The sequence below is a fragment of the Halomonas sp. GFAJ-1 genome, assembly GCF_000236625.2.
Classification (GTDB): Bacteria; Pseudomonadota; Gammaproteobacteria; order Pseudomonadales; family Halomonadaceae; genus Vreelandella.
In genome coordinates this window covers 16,518-39,744 of record NZ_AHBC01000050.1, presented here as the reverse complement: position 1 = coordinate 39,744, position 23,227 = coordinate 16,518, and the positions used below count along the sequence as shown (strand labels likewise).

Here is a 23,227-nt window from a genome sequence, read left to right as displayed (position 1 = left end):
ACGGTTTATGCCGTTAACCGCTTAGCGGTCGGCTGAAAGGGCGTCGGGTCGATCAATGCTTCACGCCCCAGCAACTGGTCGACCAGCACATGGGTAGACGCTGGAGCAAGCACCAAACCATTACGGTAGTGCCCCGCATTCACGTAAACATTGGGCCAACCGGGCAGCGCGCCAATAAAGGGCAACCCCTCAGGCGAGCCTGGCCGCAGGCCTGCCCAGTGGTGGGCAACAGGCAGCTTGGCAAGCGCAGGCACAATGCCTTCGGCACTTTTCTTGAGCGAGGCCAGCGCTTCAGCGTCGGTGGTTTTATCAAACCCTGCCTCTTCCAGGGTCGACCCTACCAAGATCAAGCCATCGCTGCGCGGAATGACATACCGGCCATCCTTTAAAATAACCCGCTGCACTAACCCCGGCGGCGCCTGATACGCAATCATTTGTCCCTTCACCGGGCGCACCGGTAGCTGAACACCTAGCTCAGCTAATAATTGGGCCGTCCAAGCACCGCCGCACACCACCAACCGCTCGGCTCGCCTATCGCCCTGGCTAGTAGCCACGCCGGCGACCCTGCCTTCGTGCTTAATGAACCCGCTTACCGCACACTGCTCAACGAGCGTTACGCCGGGCATTGCGGCTAAACGCGCCCGCAGCGCCTGCCCCAAGCGCGGGTTACGCACGCTACCCAGGGTTGGCATCCAAAGTGCGTTACCCTCAGGTGCAGCTGCCTGGGGCTCTTTTTGGTGGACAAAAGCAGCGTCGACACGCTCAAGGGGCTTACCCAGCTGGCGCGCCCAGCCCAAAGCAGCGTCATCGTCGTCGACGTTCAGGTACAGCAGCCCTTTTTGGCGATACTCGGGGTCAATGCCCGTCTCTTCTAGTAAACGCAGCGCTAGTGTTGGATAGACCCCTTCCGACCACCGCGACAGCTGGGAAACCGGCGGCGCATAACGCCACGGGTACAGCGGTGAGACGATGCCCCCTCCTGCCCAAGACGCCTCTTTTCCACACGTGCCACGCTCTACCAGCGTGACGCTCTGACCCGCATCCGCTAGCTGCAGCGATGTCATCATACCGATGACCCCACCGCCGATAATTAAGAAATCGCTCACAAATCTTGTCCGTTTTGGCTTACATAAAAAACCATTAACGCCCTCTAGGATGAAAAGCAAAAGCCACTTGCGCTCCCCCACGCCACTACATCGACAGCCCACTAAAAGCCAATGGCCAGGAGGTAATATGCTTTTCCAACATGGCTTTGCTAATAACAGCAACAAGGGATTCACGTTGATCGAACTCACCATTGCGCTGCTGCTAATAGCGGCGTTAGCAGCGTGGGGAATACCTAACTTTCAAGCGTTTGGCCGCAACACGGCCCTCATCAGCGATATTAACAGAATGCAAACCGCTTTTTCGCTAGCACGAAACACAGCAATTACCCACCGCACCAGCGTCACGGTTTGCCCTGCCGACCCCAGCAGAAGTGCTTGTACCCACAATTGGAGTGAGGCCATTATGGTGCTGACAAACGATCTCTCTCGCCCTATCCGGCATGACGATATCGTACGGATTTTTCCTGCACAGGACAGCACAACGATTAAATACAGCCGAGGCTGGCGGCGCGTTAGCTATAATTCACTGGGGCAAACAAGCGGGTATAACGGGAGTTTTACGCTATGCACGCAGAGCAATGCAGGCCGAAAACTTGTGCTTAGCCAGTTTGGTCGGTTACGGGTAGATGATACGCCCATCCACTGCTAACTTTTTTCTGCCAACATGGATGAGCATTTCATAACTAAATACGGTGACTAAACTAACACTGCTAAATTACGCGATACCGTCTAAATAGCGTTCAGCATCCAGTGCTGCCATACAGCCGCTGCCTGCCGAGGTAATGGCTTGGCGATAGATATGATCCATCACATCACCACAGGCAAACACGCCCGGCACGCTGGTGGCAGTTGCGTTGCCTTCCAGGCCAGAGTTCACCTTGATATAGCCGCCGTTCATTTCAAGCTGGCCTTCAAAAATGCCTGTGTTAGGGCTATGGCCAATGGCGATAAACAGCCCAGGCGCGTGAATCTCTTTGGTAGCGCCATCTTTGGTCGATTTTACCCGCACACCGGTAACACCGCTGTTATCGCCCAGCACCTCTTCCACTTCATAGAACCATTCGAGGGCAATTTTGCCCGCCTCCGCTTTCTCGAACAGCTTGTCCTGAAGGATTTTTTCTGCCCGCAGCGTGTCGCGGCGGTGTACCAAGGTGACCTTTGAAGCGATGTTGGAAAGGTACAGCGCTTCCTCAACGGCGGTATTGCCCCCACCCACCACAATCACTTCCTGGTTACGGTAGAAGAAACCATCGCAGGTGGCGCAAGCCGACACTCCTTGGCCCATAAACTGCTGCTCAGTGGGCAAGCCGAGGTAACGCGCGCTGGCACCGGTGGCAATAATCAGCGCATCGCAGGTGTAAATACCGCTATCCCCTTTCAAGGTGTACGGTTTTTCACCTAAGCTGACCTCGTTGATGTGATCAAACAGCACTTCGGTGTTAAAGCGCTCGGCGTGCTGCTTCATACGCTCCATCAACTCTGGCCCTTGCACCCCCTGGGCATCGCCAGGCCAGTTATCCACATCGGTTGTGGTGGTCAATTGGCCACCCGCCTGCAAACCGGTAATCAGCAGCGGCTTTAAATTAGCGCGTGCGGCATACACCGCCGCGGTATAACCGGCAGGGCCGGAACCCAAAATAATCAAACGTTCATGACGCGTTTCCATGACACCACCTTTGGTCACAATTGGGCAGAGTTCGTTGCCAGAATTTGTTGAAAGAGAGTCTGCCTGAAATGGCGTCAAGTACAAGCAATTACAAGGGTTAACCTAGGCCATTAGGCAAAGATGGCTTGAAAGGCATGGATGAAACACCATGTACTGAGGGTAGAAGACGACACTAATGACAACACTATTATTAGGGTGGGCCATACTGGAGACAGCAGTGACCATCGCGCGTAGCGTGTTACGTCGCTAACGCCAAGCAATCAGAGGAGAAGGCCATGAGCAAGATACCCGATACGCAGCATACGTTAGAAGTGGGCAGCCAGACGTACCACTATTACAGCCTGCCCAAAGCCGCTGAAGCCCTCGGCAATATCGACCGGCTTCCCAAAACGCTCAAAATTCTACTCGAAAACCAACTGCGCTTTGCCGATGATGAAAGTGTCGACGTCGACGACATGCAGGCGCTGGTAGATTGGCAAAAAGAGGCGAAATCCAGCCGCGAAATCGGCTACCGCCCTGCGCGGGTGTTGATGCAGGATTTCACTGGCGTACCCGGCGTTGTAGATTTAGCATCGATGCGCGCCGCCGTTGAAAAGCTTGGCGAAGATCCCGCACGTATCAACCCCCTTTCCCCCGTTGACTTGGTCATCGACCACTCGGTCATGGTCGACAAGTTTGGCAACGCAGCAGCGTTCCAAGAGAACGTCGACATCGAAATGCAGCGCAATGGCGAGCGCTACGAGTTTCTGCGCTGGGGCCAGCAGGCGTTTGATAACTTCAGCGTTGTGCCCCCTGGCACCGGCATTTGTCACCAGGTTAACCTGGAGTACCTAGGCCGCACCGTATGGACGAAAGAGGAGGACGGCAAAACCCTTGCCTACCCAGACACCCTCGTTGGCACCGATTCTCACACCACCATGATTAACGGCCTAGGCGTACTGGGTTGGGGTGTGGGCGGCATCGAAGCCGAAGCCGCCATGCTGGGCCAGCCAGTCTCCATGCTGATACCCGAGGTCATTGGCTTCAAGCTGACCGGCAAGCTGCGCGAAGGCATTACCGCCACCGACCTAGTGCTTACTGTTACCGAAATGCTGCGCAAAAAAGGCGTGGTAGGTAAATTTGTTGAGTTCTACGGCGATGGCCTAAAAGACCTGCCATTAGCTGACCGAGCGACGATTGCCAACATGGCTCCTGAATATGGCGCCACCTGCGGCTTCTTCCCCGTGGATGACGAAACACTCAACTATCTGCGCTTAACCGGCCGTGAAGACCAGCAGGTTGCTTTGGTAGAGGCGTACAGCAAAGCCCAGGGCCTGTGGCGCGAGCCAGATGATGAGCCGATCTTCACCGACTCTCTCAGCCTGGACATGACCGAAGTAGAAGCAAGCCTCGCAGGCCCTAAACGCCCCCAAGACCGGGTGGCACTAAAGGATATGGCGGGAGCCTTCGACAAGTTCATGCAAGAGGACACCAACGCCGATTCAACCGCAAAAGGGAAGCTCTCCTCAGAAGGCGGGCAAACCGCGGTGGGCGCTGATCGTAGCTTTAAGCATGACACCAGCCAAGACGTAAAACTCAACGACCAAGATTTCAACCTTGACCCTGGGGCGGTGGTCATTGCCGCGATTACCTCCTGTACCAACACCTCCAACCCCAGCGTGATGATGGCGGCAGGGCTGCTGGCCCGCAACGCACGTAAAAAAGGCTTAACCACCAAACCCTGGGTGAAAACCTCGCTCGCGCCCGGCTCTAAAGTCGTCACCGACTATTTGGCCGCAGCCAATTTAAGCGACGACCTGAACGCCCTGGGCTTTAACCTCGTCGGCTATGGCTGCACTACCTGTATCGGTAACTCGGGGCCGCTGCCCGATGAGATTGAAACCGCGATTAACAACGGTGACTTAGCCGTTGCCTCGGTGCTCTCGGGTAACCGTAACTTTGAAGGTCGCGTTCACCCGCTAGTTAAAACCAACTGGCTGGCCTCACCGCCCCTAGTGGTTGCTTACGCGCTGGCAGGCAACGTGCAGTGCAACTTAACCACCGACCCACTGGGCCATGATGACGACGGCAGCCCGGTGTACCTGAAAGATATCTGGCCTTCTCAAGCGGATATCGCAGGCGCGGTTGAGAAAGTCAATACAGAGATGTTCCGTAAAGAGTACGGCGCGGTGTTTGAAGGCGACGATACTTGGAAAGCAATCAAGGTTCCCGAAAGTAAGGTTTACCAGTGGCCGGAGTCAACCTACATCCAGCACCCGCCTTTCTTTGAAGGCATGCAGCGCGAACCCGACGCTATTGAAGATGTGAAGGGCGCCCGAGTACTCGCCATGCTGGGCGACTCAGTGACCACCGACCACATCTCACCTGCTGGTTCTATTAAACCTGACAGCCCTGCTGGACGTTACTTGCAGGAGCACGGTGTAAAGCCCGTTGACTTTAACTCCTACGGCTCTCGTCGTGGCAACCATGAAGTGATGATGCGCGGCACCTTCGCCAACGTGCGCATTAAAAACGAGATGCTGGATGGCGTGGTGGGCGGCGAAACGCGCCACGTACCTAGCGGGGAACAGATGGCGATTTACGACGCCGCCATGAAGTACAAAGAGGAAGGCGTACCGCTGGTGGTTATTGCAGGTAAAGAGTACGGCACCGGCTCCTCGCGGGATTGGGCGGCCAAAGGCACGCGCTTATTAGGCGTGCGCGCGGTGATTGCCGAATCCTTCGAGCGCATTCACCGCTCTAACCTAATCGGCATGGGAGTAGTACCGCTGCAGTTCCCCGAAGGAGAAAGCCGCGAAACGCTAGGGCTGACCGGCGATGAGGAGGTTTCTATCGCTGGCTTAAGCGATTTAAGCCCCGGTGGCACAGTGCAAGTCGTGATCAAAAACGGTGACGGCGAACGTACCGTTGATGCCAAGTGCCGAATTGATACGGTCAACGAACTGGCTTACTACCGCCACGGTGGTATCCTTCACTACGTGCTGCGCAAAATGATCGGCGCAGCCTAAGGGTAAAACCTACCAATGCTTGCATGCCCCCACCTCGGTGGGGGCTTTTTTTTGCGTTCAGGCGTCGCTTCTACAATTAGAACGCGCGACGGCGGTAGGTACGGTACTCCGGCGACCAGCTCGCGCTTTCAATCCGCTCACGCAGCTCCGTACCGCTGGTTTTGAGCGCCACGCCGTTTTGCTGTGCTTGCGCCGCCACCTCAAAAGCAATCGATTTACTGATATCGCGGATACGCGACAGCGGCGGCAACAGCGCACCTTTACCCTCTTTAACAATCGGCGCCTCGCGTGCAAGCGCACGGGAAGCGCTCATTAACATCTCATCCGTAACACGGCTCGCGCGCGCTGCCACTACACCCAGGCCAATGCCGGGGAAAATATAGGCATTGTTGCACTGGGCGATGGGGTAAGTGCGCCCGTTATGCACCACCGGCGCAAAGGGGCTACCGGTGGCGACCAGTGCTTGGCCATCGGTCCAGCGAATAACGTCTTCGGGGACGGCCTCTGCCTGAGAGGTGGGGTTCGAAAGCGGCATAATGACCGGGTGCTCGCAGCCCGCATGCATGGTGCGCACCACCTGCTCGGTGAAGATGCCCCGCTGGCCACATACGCCAATCAACACCGTCGGTTTAATGTGAGCGATGGTCTCTTCCAAGCCTTGGCCGTTCCAGCCAGCCACTAACCCAGGGTCGTGGGCTAAGCGGCGTTGGAAATCCCGCTGCCAAGACTGATCCGATGTCATTAAGCCTTCACGATCAACGACAAAAATGCGTGCGCGCGCCTCGCTTTCCGTCAACCCCTCGGCTTGCATCGACACAATCACCTGCTCAGCAATGCCGCAGCCCGCTGAACCGCCGCCGACAAACACCACACGCTGCTGGGCGATCGTTTCTTCACGGGCCTGGCATGCCGCCATCAGGGTGCCCACCACCACAGAAGCGGTGCCCTGCACATCGTCGTTGAAGCAGCATAGCTCATCACGGTAGCGCTCCAGCAGTGGCACCGCGTTGGCCTGGGCGAAATCCTCAAACTGCAGTAGCACGTTAGGCCAACGACGTTTCACAGCGGTAATAAACTCCGCCATAAAGGCGTCGTACTCTTCTTGCCCTACCCGCTCATGGCGCCAGCCCATATACATCGGGTCATCCAGCAGTGCTTTATTATTGGTGCCCACATCAATCATGATCGGCAGTGTATACGCCGGGCTAATGCCGCCGCAGGCGGTATACAGCGCCAGCTTACCAATGGGGATTCCCATGCCGCCGATACCCTGGTCACCTAAGCCTAGAATCCGCTCGCCATCGGTCACCACGATCACTTTGACGTTATCTTTGGTGGCACTGCGCAGAATATCATCCAAATACTCGCGATCCGGATAGCTGATAAACAGCCCCCGGTGGTTGCGGTAAATGTTAGAGAACTCCTGGCACGCCTTCCCCACCGTAGGCGTATAGATAATCGGCAGCATCTCTTCTAAGTGCTGAGAAACCAAACGGAAGTAAAGCGTTTCGTTATCGTCTTGGATAGCGCGCAGATGAATATGCTTTTCAAGGTCGCTATTGCACTGCTGGTACTGGCGGTACGCCCGCTCTAGCTGGTCATCAATGGTTTCTACTTTTTGGGGCAGTAAACCCATCAAATTAAAGGCCAGCCGCTCTTCTTGAGTAAACGCGCTGCCTTTGTTCAATAGCGGCATTTCGAGTAAAGAAGGACCAGCGTAAGGAAGGTACAAGGGGCGTTTATTTGGGGTGGTCATGAGCGCTCTCTACTTTATATATCGATACACTGTGTTTCATGCTGGCACTGTCGGCGCTTTACTGCACAGCAACAAAGCGCCGACAGTGCCACCAAATGTAGTAATGTACCACGGAGAGGTGTTTAACGTAGCCAATGTTGTATTTTTACAACAGCATCTATGCCTGTGTGACTAGCAGTGCAAACGTCAAGCACCCACCACTGCTCCCGCTCTTTATTTTTTACTCACAAAACATACGATTAGCCTGCCCCGGCACACACTGCGCTGTACAGAATCACTCGGCTAAACTGGTCATCCCACTATGGCGCCCCCCGTTTAAACGAAAATGCCCCAGCGCTGTCGGTTAGGAACCGCGCCGGGGCATTAACATCGCCACGTTAATCAACAATCACGCGGTATTAGGCATTAACAGCTTTTGGCAACAGGCTTGCGCCCTTCCACGCCGTCAAAGAAAAACGGGCGCAGCTTAACCCCCACCATATTCCCGGCGAAAGCCGCAACCATCCATACCCAGCCATGCAAGCTGCCGGACGCAATACCACTGAAGTAAGCGCCAATGTTGCAGCCAAACGCTAAGCGTGCCCCGTAGCCCAGCAGAATGCCGCCAATCACGGCGGCCAGTACGGATTTAAACGGGATACGGAAGTTAGGTGCAAAACGGCCTGCCAAGCTTGCCGCCGCCAGCGCCCCCAGCATAATGCCTACGTTCATTACCGTGGTAATGTCGCTCCACACGCTGGCTTCTAACGCGGCGGCGTTGCCCGGCGCTTGCCAATAGCCCCACTGGCTAACATCGCCACCCACTAGCTCAAAGCCTTTAGCCCCCCACAGCGCAAAGGCTGCCGTAATGCCCCATGGGCGCCCCGCCAGTGCCAGCGTTGCGAAGTTCAGCAGTGCCAGTGCTACCGCACCGGCCACCAACGGCCACGGGCCGGTAAGCCACCGCTCTACGCCGGGCTTATCAATCATCGGCGCCTGCTCTAACTGCCCGTGGCGGCGTTTTTCCATAATCACCGTAAACACAGCAATGGCCGCAAACAGCACCAGGCTGATGCTGATTCCGCCGCCGACACCCGCCACATTCACCAGCGATACGGGTTGAAACGCAGGCAAGCTTTGCCACCATGCAAAATGCGCAGAACCAATCACCGAACCAACAATAAAGAACAGCAGCGTAATGAGCATGCGGGCATTACCGCCACCGGCGGTGAACAGCGTGCCCGACGCACAGCCGCCGCCTAACTGCATCCCCACCCCAAAGATAAACGCCCCAAACAGTACCGAAATACCAATAGGTGAGACAAAGCCGCGTACCTCGGTACCAAACAGCGTGCCCGCACCCAGCGCCGGGAAAAACAGCACCACCGCAATGGCCAGCATGATCATTTGGGCGCGAAGGCCACGCCCGCGGCGCTCAGTGATAAACACCCGCCATGCAGCGGTAAAGCCAAACGCCGCATGGTATAGCACCATGCCTAGTAGGCCACCCACAATCATAAGCAGGCCCGTATTGGCGCTAAACACCACGCCAATGACCAACGCTCCCAACACAATCGCCGCCGTGGCGAGTAGCGGCACACGATAGTTCGTGGAAACCGCTGCAGAGGTTATAGCCATAATTCACCTTCTCGAAACGCCAAAAGCGCCTGCTAGAAAAGCAGGCGCTTGGCTCAATGGTATAATCGTTAAAGCCTACCGCTGGCAGCAGACCGCTGGAAATTCTTTATCTAACAGTGCATATATCAAAAAAGAATATACTTCCCCCTCACACTACCGCTTCGACCACCTGGTTGCGCCCAGCACGCTTTGCTTGATATAAGGCGAGATCCAGCCGCTTAATGCACTGGGAAGGGGTATCGTCAGCATGTAACAGGGTAACGCCTAAACTAGCCGTAATCGCTCCTGCGCTAAAAGTGTGCTCAGCGATTAACTGCCGTAAGCGCTCTGCTAGCTGGAACCCATCAGCGAGGGTCGTATCAGACAACAGCATGACGAACTCCTCACCACCCCAGCGGGCAAGCAAGTCTTGCACCCGCAGGTGTTGCTGAAGTAGCCGAGTGATGTCAATCAGCACCTGGTCGCCCACATCGTGGCCGTAGGTATCGTTGACTAACTTAAAGTGGTCGATATCCAGCAAGATCAGCGCCGTGTTAACCCCACTACGCCGACGCCTAGCGAGGGCTTTATCGACTTCCTCATCGAAACGTTTACGGTTATAAATGCCCGTCAGGTGGTCGGTAACAGCACTGTGCGCAAGCTGCGCTTCTAGGCGTTTTTGCGCGGAAATATCGCGGATCATCGAGGATGTCTGCGCGACCCGGCCACTATCATCGTAATGAACAATAATGACCTGGGAAACAGGCACTTCCTCACCTGAAGAGGTTAACAGCGCCGTCTCGCCTTGCCAAAGGCCGTCGCGCAGAGCGGTTGGCAAGGCCTCCTGCTCAATGCGCTGCGCCGCCCACTCTGGATGAAAGCGGCGAATGGTCGCTGAAAGACTGCCTGTCTCTTCAGGCAAGCCATAACGCTGCCAACCGCACTGTAGGTCATCGTCTTTTTTCACACACGTGGTGGGCAGGCCATGAAAGCGCCGTCCGGCGTTGTTCATATACAGCATGGCGCCGTCCGGGCCATGCATCGTGATGAGGTCGGAGGTGCTGTCGAGAATCGCCACTAAACGGCGCAAGTTATTCTCAAGGTTGGTTTGTTCGGTTATATCCTGCACGGAGCCTAGCATCCTAAGTGCCCGACCGTGTGGGTCGAACTCTATCTGGCCCCGCTCATGAACCGTGCGCTCCTGCCCATCCGGGCGCACAATGCGGTGTATCACCTCATAAGGCGCCCCTCGCATGGCGCGATTAAACGCTGCCTGCACCCGCTCCCGGTCATCCGGGTGCACTGTTAGTAGAAATAGATCGTGGGTTATCGGCTCATCACGGGGGCGGCCAAAGATGTGATAGACCTGCTCGCACCAGCATATCTCGCCGCTCTCAAAATCAGACACCCAATTACCTATCTGGGCAATACGGTGCACATCAAGCAGGTCTTTCTCTCGCTGTAACAGCGCATTACGCTGGGCCTCACGCTCGCTGATGTCGCGAATCGTGGCCTGTAAGACAACGCCATCCGGCAGTTTCAGCCGGGAAAGCATAATCTCCGCCGGAAACTCCCTACCATTGAGGTCGCGAAGCCACCACTCCAGCGCCATTTCGCCTTTGCTAAACGCTTGCTGAATATAGGCATTGCCCAGCGCTTCACTGCACTGGCCACTGGGCTGTGTTGGCGGTGAGAAACAGAGGATATCCAACGCAAGCAACTGGGCACGATCTTCAATAGCCAATAGCGCCAACGCAGAGGGGTTAGCGTCAACAAGACGTCCGTGCTTAAAAAATAGAATTGCTTCGCGGGATTGCATAAACGCCGCCCAGTAACGTTTGAGCAGCGCTAATTCGGCGATGTTGCTGGAGCCGCCCTGAAGCATTGTGTCCATTCAGTCGTCCTTCCTAAGCACAATAAGCATCTAATTTTTGTTATGCACTTTATCATTTTGTGACTGCAATAGGTTAAGAAAACCTCATACTAACGTATTGAACTATCGGCGTAGTTAGCACTGAACAGGGCAGGGTTAAAGTGCTCAATAGGCACCGGGCGCCCAAACAGATAACCTTGATAGGCGCTACACCCCAGCCCGGCTAGCACCTCTCGCTGCTCTTCGGTTTCTACCCCTTCGGCAATTACCGACAGGTTTAAGCTTTTCGCTAAGGCGATAATGGTGGCTGCAATGGGCGTGGCCTGCATATCCCGCGTTAAATCGCGCACAAAGGCGATATCGATTTTAAGCGTATCCAATGGCAATGACTGTAAATACGCCAGTGACGAGTACCCTGTGCCAAAATCATCTAGTGCAAAACGCACCCCCAACTTGCGCAGCTGAGACATCTTAGCAATAGTGCCTGCCGGGTCGCTGAGCAGCAGCGATTCGGTGAGTTCCAGCGTGAGAAGCTTTGCAGGCGCCGTGAACTGATTCATTGCAGCGATAACCTGATCGACAAAGTCAGGCTGCTGAAACTGCCGAACGCTCACATTGATGGAAAGCTTAATGTCCCGATAACGCGGGTCATGCTGCCATTCACCTAATATCCGGCAGCCCTCCCTAAGCACCCAGTGCCCCAACGGCAGAATCAAACCGGTCTCTTCTGCGATAGGGATAAAACTCCCAGGCGATATCTGCCCCCGCGCCGGGTGTTGCCAGCGCACCAACGCTTCGGCACCCTGCGAACGCCCACTAGCATCTACCTGGGGCTGAAGGTGAAGAAGAAGCTCGCCGTGGCCGATGGCATAGCGAAGCTCACGCTCAAGCGTATGCCGCTCCTCTAATTCACGCTCAAAGGCGGTGCAGAACAGGCTCGGTTTTCCGTCGCGCTGGCGCTTCGCCTCCACCAGCGCCAACCCTGCGCGCTTAAACAGCAGTGCAGCGCCCTCCTGCTGTTTCGGCGAGAAAATCAACATTCCCACGTTAAAGCGGCAGGGGTAGGTGTGGCCGTGTAGCTGATAGTCAGCGGTAAGCGTCGCTAAGCGCTCATCGGTCAAACGTCGCGCAGCCTGTTCGGCGATTTCCATCGATGTAAGGGGAAGCGATGTAAGCAGCGCAAACTCATTGCCATCCAAACGCGCCACAAATTGGCCCGGGCAAGCCCCATGCTGCAGCCGCTGTGACAACTGGCGCAGCAGTTCATCGCCCACATCTTGACCAAGACTATCGTTAAGCACTTTAAAGCGGTCAATATCGAACAGTACTAACAGCGCTAACCGATGCGGCGCGGCGTTGGAGTGCCCACACTCTGCTAACCGCTCCTGTAGCGCACGGCGATTAGGCAGCTCTGTTAGCGAATCGTGGTACGCCAAATAACGGATGCGCTGCGCGGCCTGTTGCTCTTCGGTGCGGTCGCTTAGCAGGGCCACATAGTCCCACTCATCACTGTTTGCGTAAGTGACTCGGCTAACGCTAAGCCACGCTGGAAAGCGCCGGCCATCGCGGTGGCGCGCCTGAATTAACCCTCGCCACTCCCCCTGAGAGGCAAGGGAGTGTTGAATTTGCGTATTCAGCGAGTGGCTATCATCGCTGTAAGCAAGCTGGCGTAGAGAAAAGCCGAGGGAGTGCTCAGCATCAAGCCCTAACAAGCGTTCAAACGCGGCGTTGCAAAGGCGAATACGGGCGCTATGATCAAACAGTACAACCCCGTCCTGCAGTGCAGAAAGCACCTCCAATAAGCGCGTCCGGGTCATGTGTTCGTGACGCTCGCTGGCATCTAAACGCCGCCGCACCCAGCTTGCCGTCAACGTGAGTAAAGCAATAAACAGCGCCATACCGCCAATCAGGTAAATGAGGCCCGCATGCTCAACGGCCTCCTCTGTGTGCGCTCCCACTTGAGGCACAAACCACGCAGCCCCCATGGCCACGTAGTGCATCCCACAAATAGCCACCGAAGCACACAGCGCGGCGATAAATGCGCAGCGTCGCGAACGCTGCATGCCCCACTCCTGGCGGCATAGGCGATAGGCATAAACGGTGAGCACCCCCAGCCCTACGGCCACGGCTAATGAGAGCAGAAAGAGGTCAACCGCGTAGTAAAGGGTGGCAGGCAGTTGCATGGCGGCCATGCCGGTGTAGTGCATAATGCCAATACCCAGCCCAAGCCCCGCCCCAGCCCACACCACCGCGCGGTGGGGCAGTGCCTCCCGGGAGAGCACGGCCATGGCCCCTAAACTACCCAGTATCGCTGGAAAAATAGAGAGCGCCGTGAGTAGCGGCGCATGGGAGACGGGGAAATCCAACCGATAGGCGTGCATGCCAATAAAATGCATACTCCAAACGCCCAACCCCATTACGCTAGCGCCTGCTAGCAGCCATATTCGCCGCCAGCTTGCCCGCTGGGCCTTACCCACTAATTTAATGATATCTAAACCGGCGTAGCAGGCCGCAAGGGCGATCACCCATGACAGGAGCACTAAGTGGGGTATGTAATGACCTTGAACAGCATTTAACGCAGAGGGATCAACGAGCAGGTTAGACACAATGGGCATGAAGAACCTTTCTGATAAGGGCTTTAGATAGCTACTTTTGTAATGCCTTAATTCACCTCACTTTCACCCCGACTAAGGGCAGCCTCTTATACCTTGCGTGGCAAAATAGGGCATAGCCTCACCCTCTGTAACATCAGAAAAGTGCCGCTAACGCCCCTTTATACAGAACCCACTGAGCCGCTGAAAACCGATTCATCAACGCAAGGTTAAACCTTTGCCTTACCAGTAATACGAGTGTTAATTCTCAACAGGGTGATGGGCGGTGGCATGCTTGGCACCACCTAACGTGCCACCTAAGCGCGCCAATAATGTCACCAATAAAACCAAGAGAGATAGCGGCCTAGAGTTAACCTTGCGGTAAGCGCTGTACGCGATCATAAAGCTGCTTAGCGTTCTCTACCGCCATCGCTTCATAGGCATCAAGAGTGAACAGCACATCCTGGCGGCTGTCGTTCATTACTGTTTCAAGCTCATGGCGGTAGCGTTTTAGCAGGTGCGATAGGTTCATACGAATCATGGTGAGTTCAAGCTGAAACTCCACTTGAAGCTTGGTATAGCGTTCAATCTGGTTAGGCACCGAGCTAGTCTCCAGCACCGCGTTAATCATCTGCTCAATATGATGTTCGACCGCATTCAGCTTCGGGATCAGGTCGTTAACGACCTCTAAAGCAGAAATGGTAGTGGTGGTGGTGGGCTTCACGGTACTCCCTATGAAGCTAGCTTAAAGGCTAATTTCAGTGGATAAAAAAATTAGCGTAGCACCGTCGGTTGGCGTGTGAATGGGCGATTAGAAGAAGAATGGCAGCATATTTCACTGCACTTAAAGATTAGCGTGAGCCAGCATCGCCAGGGTATGTTCCCGCTGCTGTTTAATAGCGTTATCCAGCATCTCAAGAAGCTTGTTGTAATCCTCCGGCATCAGCTCATCCATGCCTGTGTCTTCAAAGCGAGTGAGCGTAGATTGGGTATCATCAATCAGTGCCTGCAGCTCATCAATCACGCGTTGTTGTTCATTGTTTGTAATCAATTTCTGAAGCCAAAAGGTGCCAATGTGAAAAAAGGTCGGCAAGCAAGTGTAACCAACCACTACTGATCTTTTGACTACCGTTCTTGGCACGGCCAACCATGGCGGCCTTTGCTAAACAGGTAATCAATCTCTACTTCCTACAGCAAGTAGCCATCCGCAAGTAGCCATCCCGATATTCAAAGCCACACATCTGCGCTGTCACTCCTCCATCCTTGTTAAGTGCTATACATATCACACGAGCCGTCTATCAATATGAAATAAACCAGCCAAGTGTTATTGCATTCATCCATTACGTTTTCAATGTCGATAGCATCAATAACCGTAGCGCCAATCTCCATGCCCATTACAACCTTAGAACGCGCAACACCCAGTGCTCGATGGTTGTGGCATCCAGGATGCACTCGCGGATAGCAGTGTCGGAAAGCCCCAGCAGGGTGTCAAAACCAGGCGCATAGTTTTTACTTAATCAAGCAGTGCCAAAACGGATTCCGGGATGACATTTGCCTGCGCCAACATACTATTACCGGCCTGCTGCAAGATTTGTGAGCGCGTCATATTGGCCATTTCCACTGCATAATCGGCATCCATAATGCGGGATTGGGCGGCACCTAAATTGATGGCAGTTAGCTGGTTACCTTCAATTAACGAGGCAAGGCGGTTTTCTGTTGCGCCCAAGTAGCTGCGTTTTGAATCCACCATACCGATAGCTTTATCTAAGGCCGCGAGTGGGTTACGTGGTACGCGTAGTCTAAAATCTTCGCCATTTTCACGAATTTGTAGACGAGTATGAGGCACGCCATCATCGTCAAAGCCATCAGCATCGGTTAGCGCAACAATACTAAAGTTGTTACCGCTATTAACATTGCTTGGATAGTAAACCAATACTTCAGCATTGCCGTTTGAAGTTCTAAGAACCACCTCATTGGTTCCCTCCAAGTCAACCAGCGTGGCGGTTTTATACCCCCCGATTACAGCACTTTCTCCGGGTAAGCTAAAATAGTAGTTGCCGTCTTCGCCTTGGCGCAGCACATCTTCAAACTGTTGGCCTTTCGCATCAGTGTACTGGACACTTACGTTCCTTGGATCAATCGTTATTTCAGAGTAACCGCTAACTCGGTCTCGCTCATGACTTGCGAGACCAAGGATATCTGGTTCCGGTTGTGTTGCTGTCGCAGTCGCTGCAACCGCATCGCCATTAGCATCAATCGTTACTTCAAGATCAGCTTCAAAATATGCCTGACTGCCATCAGCCTGTTGGCCACGTATCATCCACTGCCCATCAGTCTCACGCTGCACGATGGCTAAAGAATCTAATCCATTAAAATCGCCATTGAACGTTATGTTGCTTGTATCCAACGCCGATAAGTCTGTCGCCGGCGTTTCTGGATCTATAATCGTAGGCAACCCTGACAGATTAATACCGGCAAAGCCTTGAGAGTCAGCTTGCAGTTCTAAGTCTTGCTCCGGCGTAACACCGGTAAGCTCAAAGTATTCATAATTCGCACTGGAGCTGCCCGTTCTTACAAACAGTTCATCATTTTGATCGCGCACTAAAACGCCACTGGATTCTGAAAACGCAAGTTCCACTCCGCTAGTGGAGTACGTTTCACCACCAAACGTAAAGTCACCAACTATCGGAGAAAAGGAATCATCTACCTCTGGAACAATTGCGCTCGCGTTAGACGCGAATACCAACCGGTCACTTGCAGAGATACTGTCTACCTGAAAAAAACGCTCCTCACCGCTAATCTCTGCGCGAATATAGAGTTCGCCGCTACTATCCTCAGTCAGCTCGGCGGGAAGTAGTGCGCTCCCCCCAGACGATACATAGCTAACACTTGTAGCCCCTGACAAACTGTAGGTTTCACCCCCAAACGAAAATTCATCAGCAATATTCGTATAGGCGCCTGCTTCAACGGTGGTTGAAGGCTCTAACGTTGCCTCAACAGGATAAGCACGCACTGGCCCAATGGAACCGTCAGGACGCGTGCCCGTCACCGTCGTTTCTTCATAGCTGAGCGCAAAACCCGCCCGCCGATAGCTTAAACTGCCATCCGCTAGGCGCTCTTCAAGATAGTAGGTATCGTCTTGTTGAATAAGCCGTTGATTCGCAGGAAGCTCTGGCAATGAGACTGCTTCAGTTTCAAGCGTACTAGCGAAAATTGGTCGCGGTGAACCGATAGATACCTGGCTGGTGTCCGTGGCAGTATTATGCGAAGCCGTTACTGTTACCCGTGAAAAGCCACCACTACCATCGCTAGTGTAATAGCCAAAGTTATTTGAAAAGTAGAGTGGTTGTTCGGTACCAGCAGCAAAGCTAAGTGACGTATCAAGATCATACAGCGGAATATCGCGGGCGACACCACGCAAAGTGTTGCGCTCCGTAACTTCGCCGTCAATACCAGCAACATTAAGCCCTTCTAACCCTAACGCCTCCACGCTAAACCCAGGTGGGCTTAGGTCAACGCCTAAATTTTGGCCATCGTTTGCCCCCACCTGCAGCGGAATACTACCTGCCTGCCCTGTCATCAATGGAATGCCGTTATAGTTCGCTGTTTCCGCTAGCCGATCTATTTCTTGCAGGTTGAAGTTGATCTCTGCCTGAATGGCATCGCTATCACGCGTTTGGTTTGTACCATTAAGGCCTTGCACCGTTAGCTCACGAATGCGTTGCAGCTTGTCGTTAATACGGTCTAGAACACCGTGGGCCGTTTGCGAAAGCGAGACACCATCATTAGCATTGCGGGCAGCTTGGCCGAGCCCCGTACGCTGAGCCTGAAGCCGGTTGCCTATCGCCTGCCCCGCCGCATCATCCTTCGCGCTATTAATGCGCAAGCCAGAGGAGAGCCGCTCCATGCTGGTGGCAAGTGCATTTTTAGATTTGCCCAAATGTTGCTGGCTAACCAGTGAGGTGAGATTGGTGTTGATGACGGCCATAGCGCTTTTCTTCTTCCATGATACATAACGATAACTAGTTAACGGCCTAATGAGCTATAACTTTAGCGAACGTTAAAAAAAAGCGCGTTTAGGCACAATATAACTAAATGACGAAGTGAAATTTATGAGCGATTACCATAGGTTGAGTATCACCAATGACGCGCTGGTGGTCATCATCGGTCATAGCTACCTCACATCAATATCGAACCAATAAAAAAACCGACCCCCATAGGGAGCCGGTTCATTGTACTGCTTAGCGATAGAGAAATTTCCCTACCAAGGCCAAGCCTCAAATTAACCCAGCAGAGAAAGAACGTTCTGCGGAATCTGGTTGGCCTGAGCCAGAACGGAAGTGCCAGCCTGCTGCAGAATCTGCGCGCGGGTCATGTTGGCGACTTCTACTGCGTAGTCAGCATCTTCAATACGCGAACGGGCAGCAGAGAGGTTAGTCTCGTTGGTGTTCAGGTTAGTGATGGCATCTTCGAAACGGTTTTGAACAGCACCCAGCTCAGAACGAAGGCTGTCAATCTGATTTAGCGCCGTATCTAAAGTAGCAAGCGGGTCAGTCGTTCCACCCTGTGTTAGATCAGAAAAAGCAACCTCATCACCATCTAGTTCAAACGTGATGGTGTCACCAGCTACAGTACCTTCTGAAGGATCAAGCGCAATATAGAAACTAGTTGCTTCGCCCTGAGTGACATTAATCCCGCGCGCTGCTAGGTTATCAACTTCAGTCGCATCAGCAGCAGTAATTACAACTTCTGCAAATAAGTTGCCTTTATCGTCCATTTGCGCTTCAGCAGTAGGCGCTACACTAGTAGCAGCAACGCCTAATCGTGCGGACAGGTCATCAGCGAAATCATCAGTGTCTAGAGCGATTGTTTCAACTTCAGTAGTTGCACCAAAGAAACGGGTAATGGCAGTATTTTCTGCGGAAATACCCGCAGCGTCGGCCTCAAAATCAATAGTAGTTGCAGCATCACTGACTGCTGCAGGGCCAGTCACGTTGAAAGAGCCCAGGCCAAGTGTTTGAGCATTGATTTCCTGAAGGCCAACACTAATGCGCTGACCATCTTCGGAGCCAACCTGAATAGCCAGCTGCTGGTCTTGCGCCAGTACGTTAGTGCCATTGAAGTCAGTTTCGCGAGAAATACGATCAATCTCGTTCAAACGCTGACCAATTTCGTCTTGAATGGACTGTAAGTCATCCTGAGAGTTGGTGCCGTTAGCTGCTTGGACAGACAGCTCACGAATACGCTGAACGTTGTCGTTGATCTGGTTCAGACCACCTTCAGCGGTTTGCGCGATGGAAATACCATCGTTAGCGTTACGCTGTGCCTGAGCAAGACCATTGATCTGTGCAGTCATGCGGTTGGCGATGGCTTGGCCTGCCGCATCATCCTTGGCGCTGTTGATGCGCAGACCTGACGACAGACGCTCCATGGAAGTCTGCAGAGCGTTTTGGCTCTTGTTCAGGTTGGACTGGCCGATCATCGATGTGATGTTGGTATTGATCACTGACATGGGTGATTCTCCTTTCTTGGACACTGGCCTAGAAGGCCCGCTTTTCGGCCACTGTTCGTGCCGTTATATCTATTAACGGCCCAGCGATGGGAATCTTTAGGGGAAGTAGTAAAAAATAATGTAAAAGTTGGTAACTGTAGGATGAGAAAAGGCGGCTTACGCCGCCTTTTGGGTGTTTTGCTGTACGTTATGCCGCTGCAGATTACCTTCTGCGGCCCAGCTGGTTATCTAGCGCATCGAACTGCTGAGTCAGGTAGTCGCTCATGCTGTTCATCTGGGCGATCATGCCGTCTAGCTGGCTGAACTGCCTGCGGTAGCGGGCAATGGTGCTTTCAATACTTTTTTCCATGCGCTCAAAGCGGTCATCTAGGCTTTTTACACGGTTTTCTGCGCCGCTTATTGCCAGTTTAACTACGCCATTATTGCCCAGCATTTGTTCAATACTGGTGCCGAGTTTACCTGCCAGCCCACTGCCTTTTTTCTCACCGGCAAAAAAGTCGCTTAGCGCTTGGGGGTTATTGGCGACTAAATCGTTTAGCTTGGCATCATCTGCCTTTAGCGTGCCATCCCGCTGCAGGGTAATCCCAAGCTGGCTAAGGGTAGAAAGCTCCCCCCCCTCCACGCCGCTCGTCAGCACACTACGCAGGCGGCTTTCGATGGTGCGCACGGTGCTATCGCCGACTAACTCGCCAGCGGTTTCGCTGTCACCGCTAAAGCTAGTGAGTTTGCCTATGGTGCTTTTTAAGTCGTTATAGGCTTTTACAAAGCCATTAATGGCCTCGCGCTGTTTTAGCGTATCGCGCTCTACGTTAATGGTACTGGTGGCGGTTTCATCTTCGCCCAGGCTCAACTCTGAAAGGTTTAGGGTCACCCCCTGAATCGCGCCTTCAATCTGGTTTTTAGCGCTGGTAATGGTAATGCCGTTTACTTTTAGGACGGCATCTTTACCACCATTCTGGGTGTTCGCTCCTTCCGTGAAGGGGCCGGTCACTGGCTGCTTGTCAGCATCAATAAAGCTAAAGCTATCAATGGAAGCATCGGCCCCCGTCTCTTTAGAACTTAGCGCCAGCCGGTAGCCTTGGCCGTCGTTGATGATGGTTGCGTTAACACCGGCTTCTTTGTTGGCGTTAATGGCATCACGAATCGCGGAAAGGCTGCTGCCGGGGGCAATATCGATATCCACGGAATCGCCGCTACCAAAATTGAGCCGCATCGCGGTGGCGCCTTGCAGGTCTAGCGCTTCATCTTTTCCTTCGGTAATTCTGCTAGAGGCCAGCGTACCGGAGGTGGCAAGCTGGCTCACTTCCACCCGGTAGCTGCCCGGCAGTGCGCTGGCAGTGGTGGTGGCTTTAACGGCATCGCCCCGCACGCTGGCGGAAAGGCTTTGGTACAGTTTGGGGTCGTTAATTTTCGCAACTGAGTCTTGAAACGCATTCAGCGACGTTTGCAGCTGGCCAAACGCGGAAATTTTCGCCTGCTGCTGTTTTTTCTGAAGCGTAATCGGCGCAAGCTTGCCCCGCTCGGCTTCCTGAAGCTGATCAAGCAGCCCTGTTAGGTCAAGGCCAGAACCAACGCCAAGAGAGGTTATTGTCGCCATGCGGGATTTCCTCAGTGCAAAAGCTAAACCATGGCTAGTTTAAACAAGCCATTTTTAAACAACCGAACGGGCGCGCGCAGTGATACTCAGCGCCCCCATAAAATAGATATACTATTTATCGGCAGAACAGCGCACAACTTTAGCGCTTTTTCGAGCTTTCAAAGAAGGCAGGAGGTTTATCTAACAAAAACGCCTGCTTGGTGCAGGCGTTTTAGGGCATCACGACCGATTGTTACCTGCGGCCTAGCTGGGCATCCAGTGCATCAAACTGCTGGGTGAGGTAATCGCTGGTTTGGTTCATCTGGGCGATCATGCTATCCAACTGACCAAACTGGGTACGATAGCGGGAGATGGTTTGCTCGATGGATTGCTCCATACGTGTGTAGCGTTCAACCAAGGATTCAGAGCGGTTTTCAGCACCAGAGATGGCCCCAGTGACGGTACCGTTCGTGCTTAGCAGCTGCTCTATGGTTTGATTCAACTGGCCGGCCATGCCGGTTTCAGCTGAATCACCGGCAAAAAACGTCGAAAGCGCATCTTGGTTATTGGCAATGGCGTTATCCAGCGCATCATCATCGATAGCTAGCGTGCCATCCCGCTGTAGCGAAATACCAATATCGCTCAGCATGGAGAACTGGCCTTCCACACCGCCGCTGAGCACGCTGCGCAGGCGGGACTCCACGGTGCGAATGGCGCTGTCGCCCAGCAACTCGCCCGCGGCACCTGTTTCCGCATTAAAGCTGGTTAGCTCACCCATGGTGCTTTTTAGGTCGTTATAGGCATCCACAAAGCTGGTGACGGCTTCACGCACGGCGCGGGTGTCTTGCTCTACGGCAATGGTGCTGCTGCCCTCTTCTTGCAGGTTAAGCGTCACGCCTTGGATAGCGCCTTCCACTTGATTGGTAGGGCTGGTGATCGCGATGCCGTTAACGTTTAACGAGGCATCTCGACCCGCTTGAATGACATCAGCCGCTAGAGGGTTGTCAGCACCATCCCATTCAAGGCCAGATACGGAAGCTGCTTCACCGGTTTGGGTAGAGTTCAGCGCTAAACGATACTCTTCACCATCAAAGATAATAGAGGCAGACACACCGCTATCTTCGGTCGCATTTATCGCATCGCGAATATCTTCAAGGGAGCTTCCAGCAGCAATCTGTACCGGCACACCTGGCTGGTCATCACCGGCGAACTGTAGGGTTAAGGTACGATCTGTATCAGTGCGAGAAGCTTCAGGATCAGCGACCGAATTTGTCGCGAGCGTGCCAGCACTCGCCAATCGTTCAACCATTACGTTGTAGTTGCCGGGCTGCGCTTCGCCATCTGCAGCGGCGGTAACGGCACTGCCACCTACGTTGGTGGAAAGGCTTTCATACAGTGCACTATCGTTTAACGCTGCAGAGGCCGTTTGAAACTGAGCAAGGGAGCTTTGTAGCTGGCCGTAAGCGGAAATTTTGGTTTGCTGGGTTTCCAGTTGACGCTCTATGGGTTCGAGCTTGCCTCGCTCAGCTTCCTGCAGCTGATCCAGTAAGCCGTTCAAGTCTAGCCCAGAGCCAATGCCGAGTGATGAAATGGTAGCCATACAATACCGTCCTTTTTTAAAACGCCCTCTACTATCTTGACGCTGCTTATCTGTTAGATGTCGATCTATAATTTATGGTTATCGGCTATTAAACCCTAAACTTAAACATTAAAGAAAACTTTTAAGCATTCAAACGTTACCGCATGTAAATGGCAGCTTAACGCTCATCCCGACATAGACCTTGGTCTAACACACCCATTGCTTTATAATGCACTGCAACAAGCCCGTTTTGGTCCTGTTTGCAGGAGAACATTTATGCCTTCCCCGGTGTTTCAGCCCGCACCCCAAGTCGCTACGGCCGCTTACCATGTGCAGCGCAGCCTGCGTCACTGTCTTTCTACCGTTGCCGAGCTGCTTTACGACAGCGGCCACGTACTTGAAACCCTCACTCTGCCCCAGCGCGGCCTTACCCAGCGCGAGCTTAATCAGCTAGGCGCGCAGCATAACCACTGGCAGGCTTGCCAGCAGGTGCTTGAAGAGAGCGGTGCCGCGGAATTTAACGATTACCACCGTTTGGTATTAACGGCCATGGGGCGGGAGATGATGTTCGATATGTTTGGCCAAGGGGCCGCAGACTGCGCGTAGCGCTTGCTGCTTGCCGGTACGTGACACTGGCGGTTTTGAAGCTACTGTTATTAAACCATTGTTTTGAAACCAGTGATTTAAAAAAAGATATTTAAAAACCAAAGCGCCCGCAGGGGCTAGTTGAAGCCAATTACCTGCAGGCGCTTTGCTATGTCGGGGCGTGCTGGATTAACGCAGGCCAAGCATCGATAGAACAAACAGAACTACCACCACTAAACCTACGATGTAAATGATGCTACGCATAACGGCGCTCCTTGCTTTTTGCGTTTTAGAGAAATCAAAGGGTTGCTTACCTTAAAGCGAACAATTCAAGCCTAGCAGGCTTTTGATCTTTTTGCATAATGCCCCCCATCACTTC

The 23,227-nt window shown here is 53.6% G+C and carries 15 protein-coding genes; 3 read left to right on the top strand and 12 right to left on the bottom strand.

The annotated features are described in order from the left end of the window. Window positions 1-5: 5 nt before the first annotated feature. The gene (gene thiO / locus MOY_RS14095; protein ID WP_009100979.1) at window positions 6-1,106 is read right to left on the bottom strand and encodes a glycine oxidase ThiO; all 1,101 of its coding nucleotides are present in this window, start codon (window positions 1,104-1,106) and stop codon (window positions 6-8) included. A 127-nt stretch (window positions 1,107-1,233) separates the two neighbouring features. Between thiO and MOY_RS14090 the strand changes: the two genes are divergently transcribed. Further along, window positions 1,234-1,755 carry a GspH/FimT family pseudopilin gene (locus tag MOY_RS14090; protein WP_009100977.1) on the top strand — a complete coding sequence of 174 codons (522 nt, stop codon included), beginning with the start codon at window positions 1,234-1,236 and terminating at the stop codon, window positions 1,753-1,755. Between the two features lie 66 nt (window positions 1,756-1,821). On the opposite strand, the gene trxB is transcribed toward MOY_RS14090, so the two are convergent. Next, complete coding sequence (gene trxB / locus MOY_RS14085; RefSeq protein WP_009100974.1) at window positions 1,822-2,772, bottom strand: thioredoxin-disulfide reductase; 951 nt, start codon at window positions 2,770-2,772, stop codon at window positions 1,822-1,824. 275 nt (window positions 2,773-3,047) lie between these two features. On the opposite strand from trxB, the gene acnA reads away from it, so the two are divergent. Beyond that, on the top strand, window positions 3,048-5,780 hold the full coding sequence (acnA, locus tag MOY_RS14080) for an aconitate hydratase AcnA (protein WP_009100971.1): 2,733 nt from the start codon (window positions 3,048-3,050) through the stop codon (window positions 5,778-5,780). A gap of 76 nt (window positions 5,781-5,856) precedes the next feature. On the opposite strand, the gene MOY_RS14075 is transcribed toward acnA, so the two are convergent. The 10 genes from MOY_RS14075 to fliD (MOY_RS14030) form a co-directional block, all read right to left on the bottom strand. Further along, entirely contained in the window at window positions 5,857-7,536 is a 1,680-nt protein-coding gene (locus MOY_RS14075; protein ID WP_009100969.1) for an NAD-dependent malic enzyme, read from the bottom strand. A 405-nt stretch (window positions 7,537-7,941) separates the two neighbouring features. Next, window positions 7,942-9,153, bottom strand: a complete 1,212-nt coding sequence (locus MOY_RS14070) for a YeeE/YedE family protein (RefSeq protein ID WP_009100967.1) — start codon at window positions 9,151-9,153, stop codon at window positions 7,942-7,944. A 148-nt stretch (window positions 9,154-9,301) separates the two neighbouring features. Then, window positions 9,302-11,026: a sensor domain-containing diguanylate cyclase gene (locus MOY_RS14065; RefSeq protein WP_009100965.1), complete on the bottom strand. Its 1,725-nt coding sequence runs from the start codon at window positions 11,024-11,026 to the stop codon at window positions 9,302-9,304. Between the two features lie 89 nt (window positions 11,027-11,115). Further along, window positions 11,116-13,620 carry an EAL domain-containing protein gene (locus MOY_RS14060; RefSeq protein WP_009100963.1) on the bottom strand — a complete coding sequence of 835 codons (2,505 nt, stop codon included), beginning with the start codon at window positions 13,618-13,620 and terminating at the stop codon, window positions 11,116-11,118. Window positions 13,621-13,966: 346 nt separating this feature from the next. Then, window positions 13,967-14,320 (bottom strand): hypothetical protein, encoded by a 354-nt coding sequence (locus tag MOY_RS14055; protein WP_009100961.1) that lies wholly within the window; start codon window positions 14,318-14,320, stop codon window positions 13,967-13,969. A 120-nt stretch (window positions 14,321-14,440) separates the two neighbouring features. After that, a complete protein-coding gene (locus MOY_RS14050; RefSeq protein ID WP_235803717.1) occupies window positions 14,441-14,620 on the bottom strand; it encodes a hypothetical protein in 180 nt (59 codons plus the stop codon). A 489-nt stretch (window positions 14,621-15,109) separates the two neighbouring features. Further along, window positions 15,110-17,584, bottom strand: coding sequence for a flagellin N-terminal helical domain-containing protein (locus MOY_RS14045; RefSeq protein ID WP_009100957.1), 2,475 nt, complete (start codon window positions 17,582-17,584; stop codon window positions 15,110-15,112). 294 nt (window positions 17,585-17,878) lie between these two features. Continuing rightward, entirely contained in the window at window positions 17,879-19,108 is a 1,230-nt protein-coding gene (locus MOY_RS14040) for a FliC/FljB family flagellin (protein WP_009100955.1), read from the bottom strand. Between the two features lie 202 nt (window positions 19,109-19,310). Continuing rightward, a complete protein-coding gene (gene fliD, locus MOY_RS14035) occupies window positions 19,311-20,705 on the bottom strand; it encodes a flagellar filament capping protein FliD (RefSeq protein WP_009100953.1) in 1,395 nt (464 codons plus the stop codon). A gap of 232 nt (window positions 20,706-20,937) precedes the next feature. After that, on the bottom strand, window positions 20,938-22,284 hold the full coding sequence (gene fliD / locus MOY_RS14030) for a flagellar filament capping protein FliD (protein WP_009100950.1): 1,347 nt from the start codon (window positions 22,282-22,284) through the stop codon (window positions 20,938-20,940). 255 nt (window positions 22,285-22,539) lie between these two features. On the opposite strand from fliD (MOY_RS14030), the gene MOY_RS14025 reads away from it, so the two are divergent. Then, window positions 22,540-22,869 (top strand): hypothetical protein, encoded by a 330-nt coding sequence (locus tag MOY_RS14025; RefSeq protein ID WP_009100948.1) that lies wholly within the window; start codon window positions 22,540-22,542, stop codon window positions 22,867-22,869. Window positions 22,870-23,227 lie beyond the last annotated feature (358 nt).

Bases quoted from the DNA above. Each gene is read 5' to 3' on its own strand.
- fliD (WP_009100953.1), bottom strand. From the start codon at position 20,705: ATGGCGACAATAACCTCTCTTGGCGTTGGTTCTGGCCTTGACCTAACA.
- fliD (WP_009100950.1), bottom strand. From the start codon at position 22,284: ATGGCTACCATTTCATCACTCGGCATTGGCTCTGGGCTAGACTTGAAC.
- MOY_RS14040 (WP_009100955.1), bottom strand. From the start codon at position 19,108: ATGTCAGTGATCAATACCAACATCACATCGATGATCGGCCAGTCCAAC.
- MOY_RS14025 (WP_009100948.1), top strand. From the start codon at position 22,540: ATGCCTTCCCCGGTGTTTCAGCCCGCACCCCAAGTCGCTACGGCCGCT.
- MOY_RS14090 (WP_009100977.1), top strand. From the start codon at position 1,234: ATGCTTTTCCAACATGGCTTTGCTAATAACAGCAACAAGGGATTCACG.
- acnA (WP_009100971.1), top strand. From the start codon at position 3,048: ATGAGCAAGATACCCGATACGCAGCATACGTTAGAAGTGGGCAGCCAG.
- MOY_RS14070 (WP_009100967.1), bottom strand. From the start codon at position 9,153: ATGGCTATAACCTCTGCAGCGGTTTCCACGAACTATCGTGTGCCGCTA.
- MOY_RS14045 (WP_009100957.1), bottom strand. From the start codon at position 17,584: ATGGCCGTCATCAACACCAATCTCACCTCACTGGTTAGCCAGCAACAT.
- trxB (WP_009100974.1), bottom strand. From the start codon at position 2,772: ATGGAAACGCGTCATGAACGTTTGATTATTTTGGGTTCCGGCCCTGCC.
- MOY_RS14060 (WP_009100963.1), bottom strand. From the start codon at position 13,620: ATGCCCATTGTGTCTAACCTGCTCGTTGATCCCTCTGCGTTAAATGCT.
- MOY_RS14065 (WP_009100965.1), bottom strand. From the start codon at position 11,026: ATGGACACAATGCTTCAGGGCGGCTCCAGCAACATCGCCGAATTAGCG.
- MOY_RS14075 (WP_009100969.1), bottom strand. From the start codon at position 7,536: ATGACCACCCCAAATAAACGCCCCTTGTACCTTCCTTACGCTGGTCCT.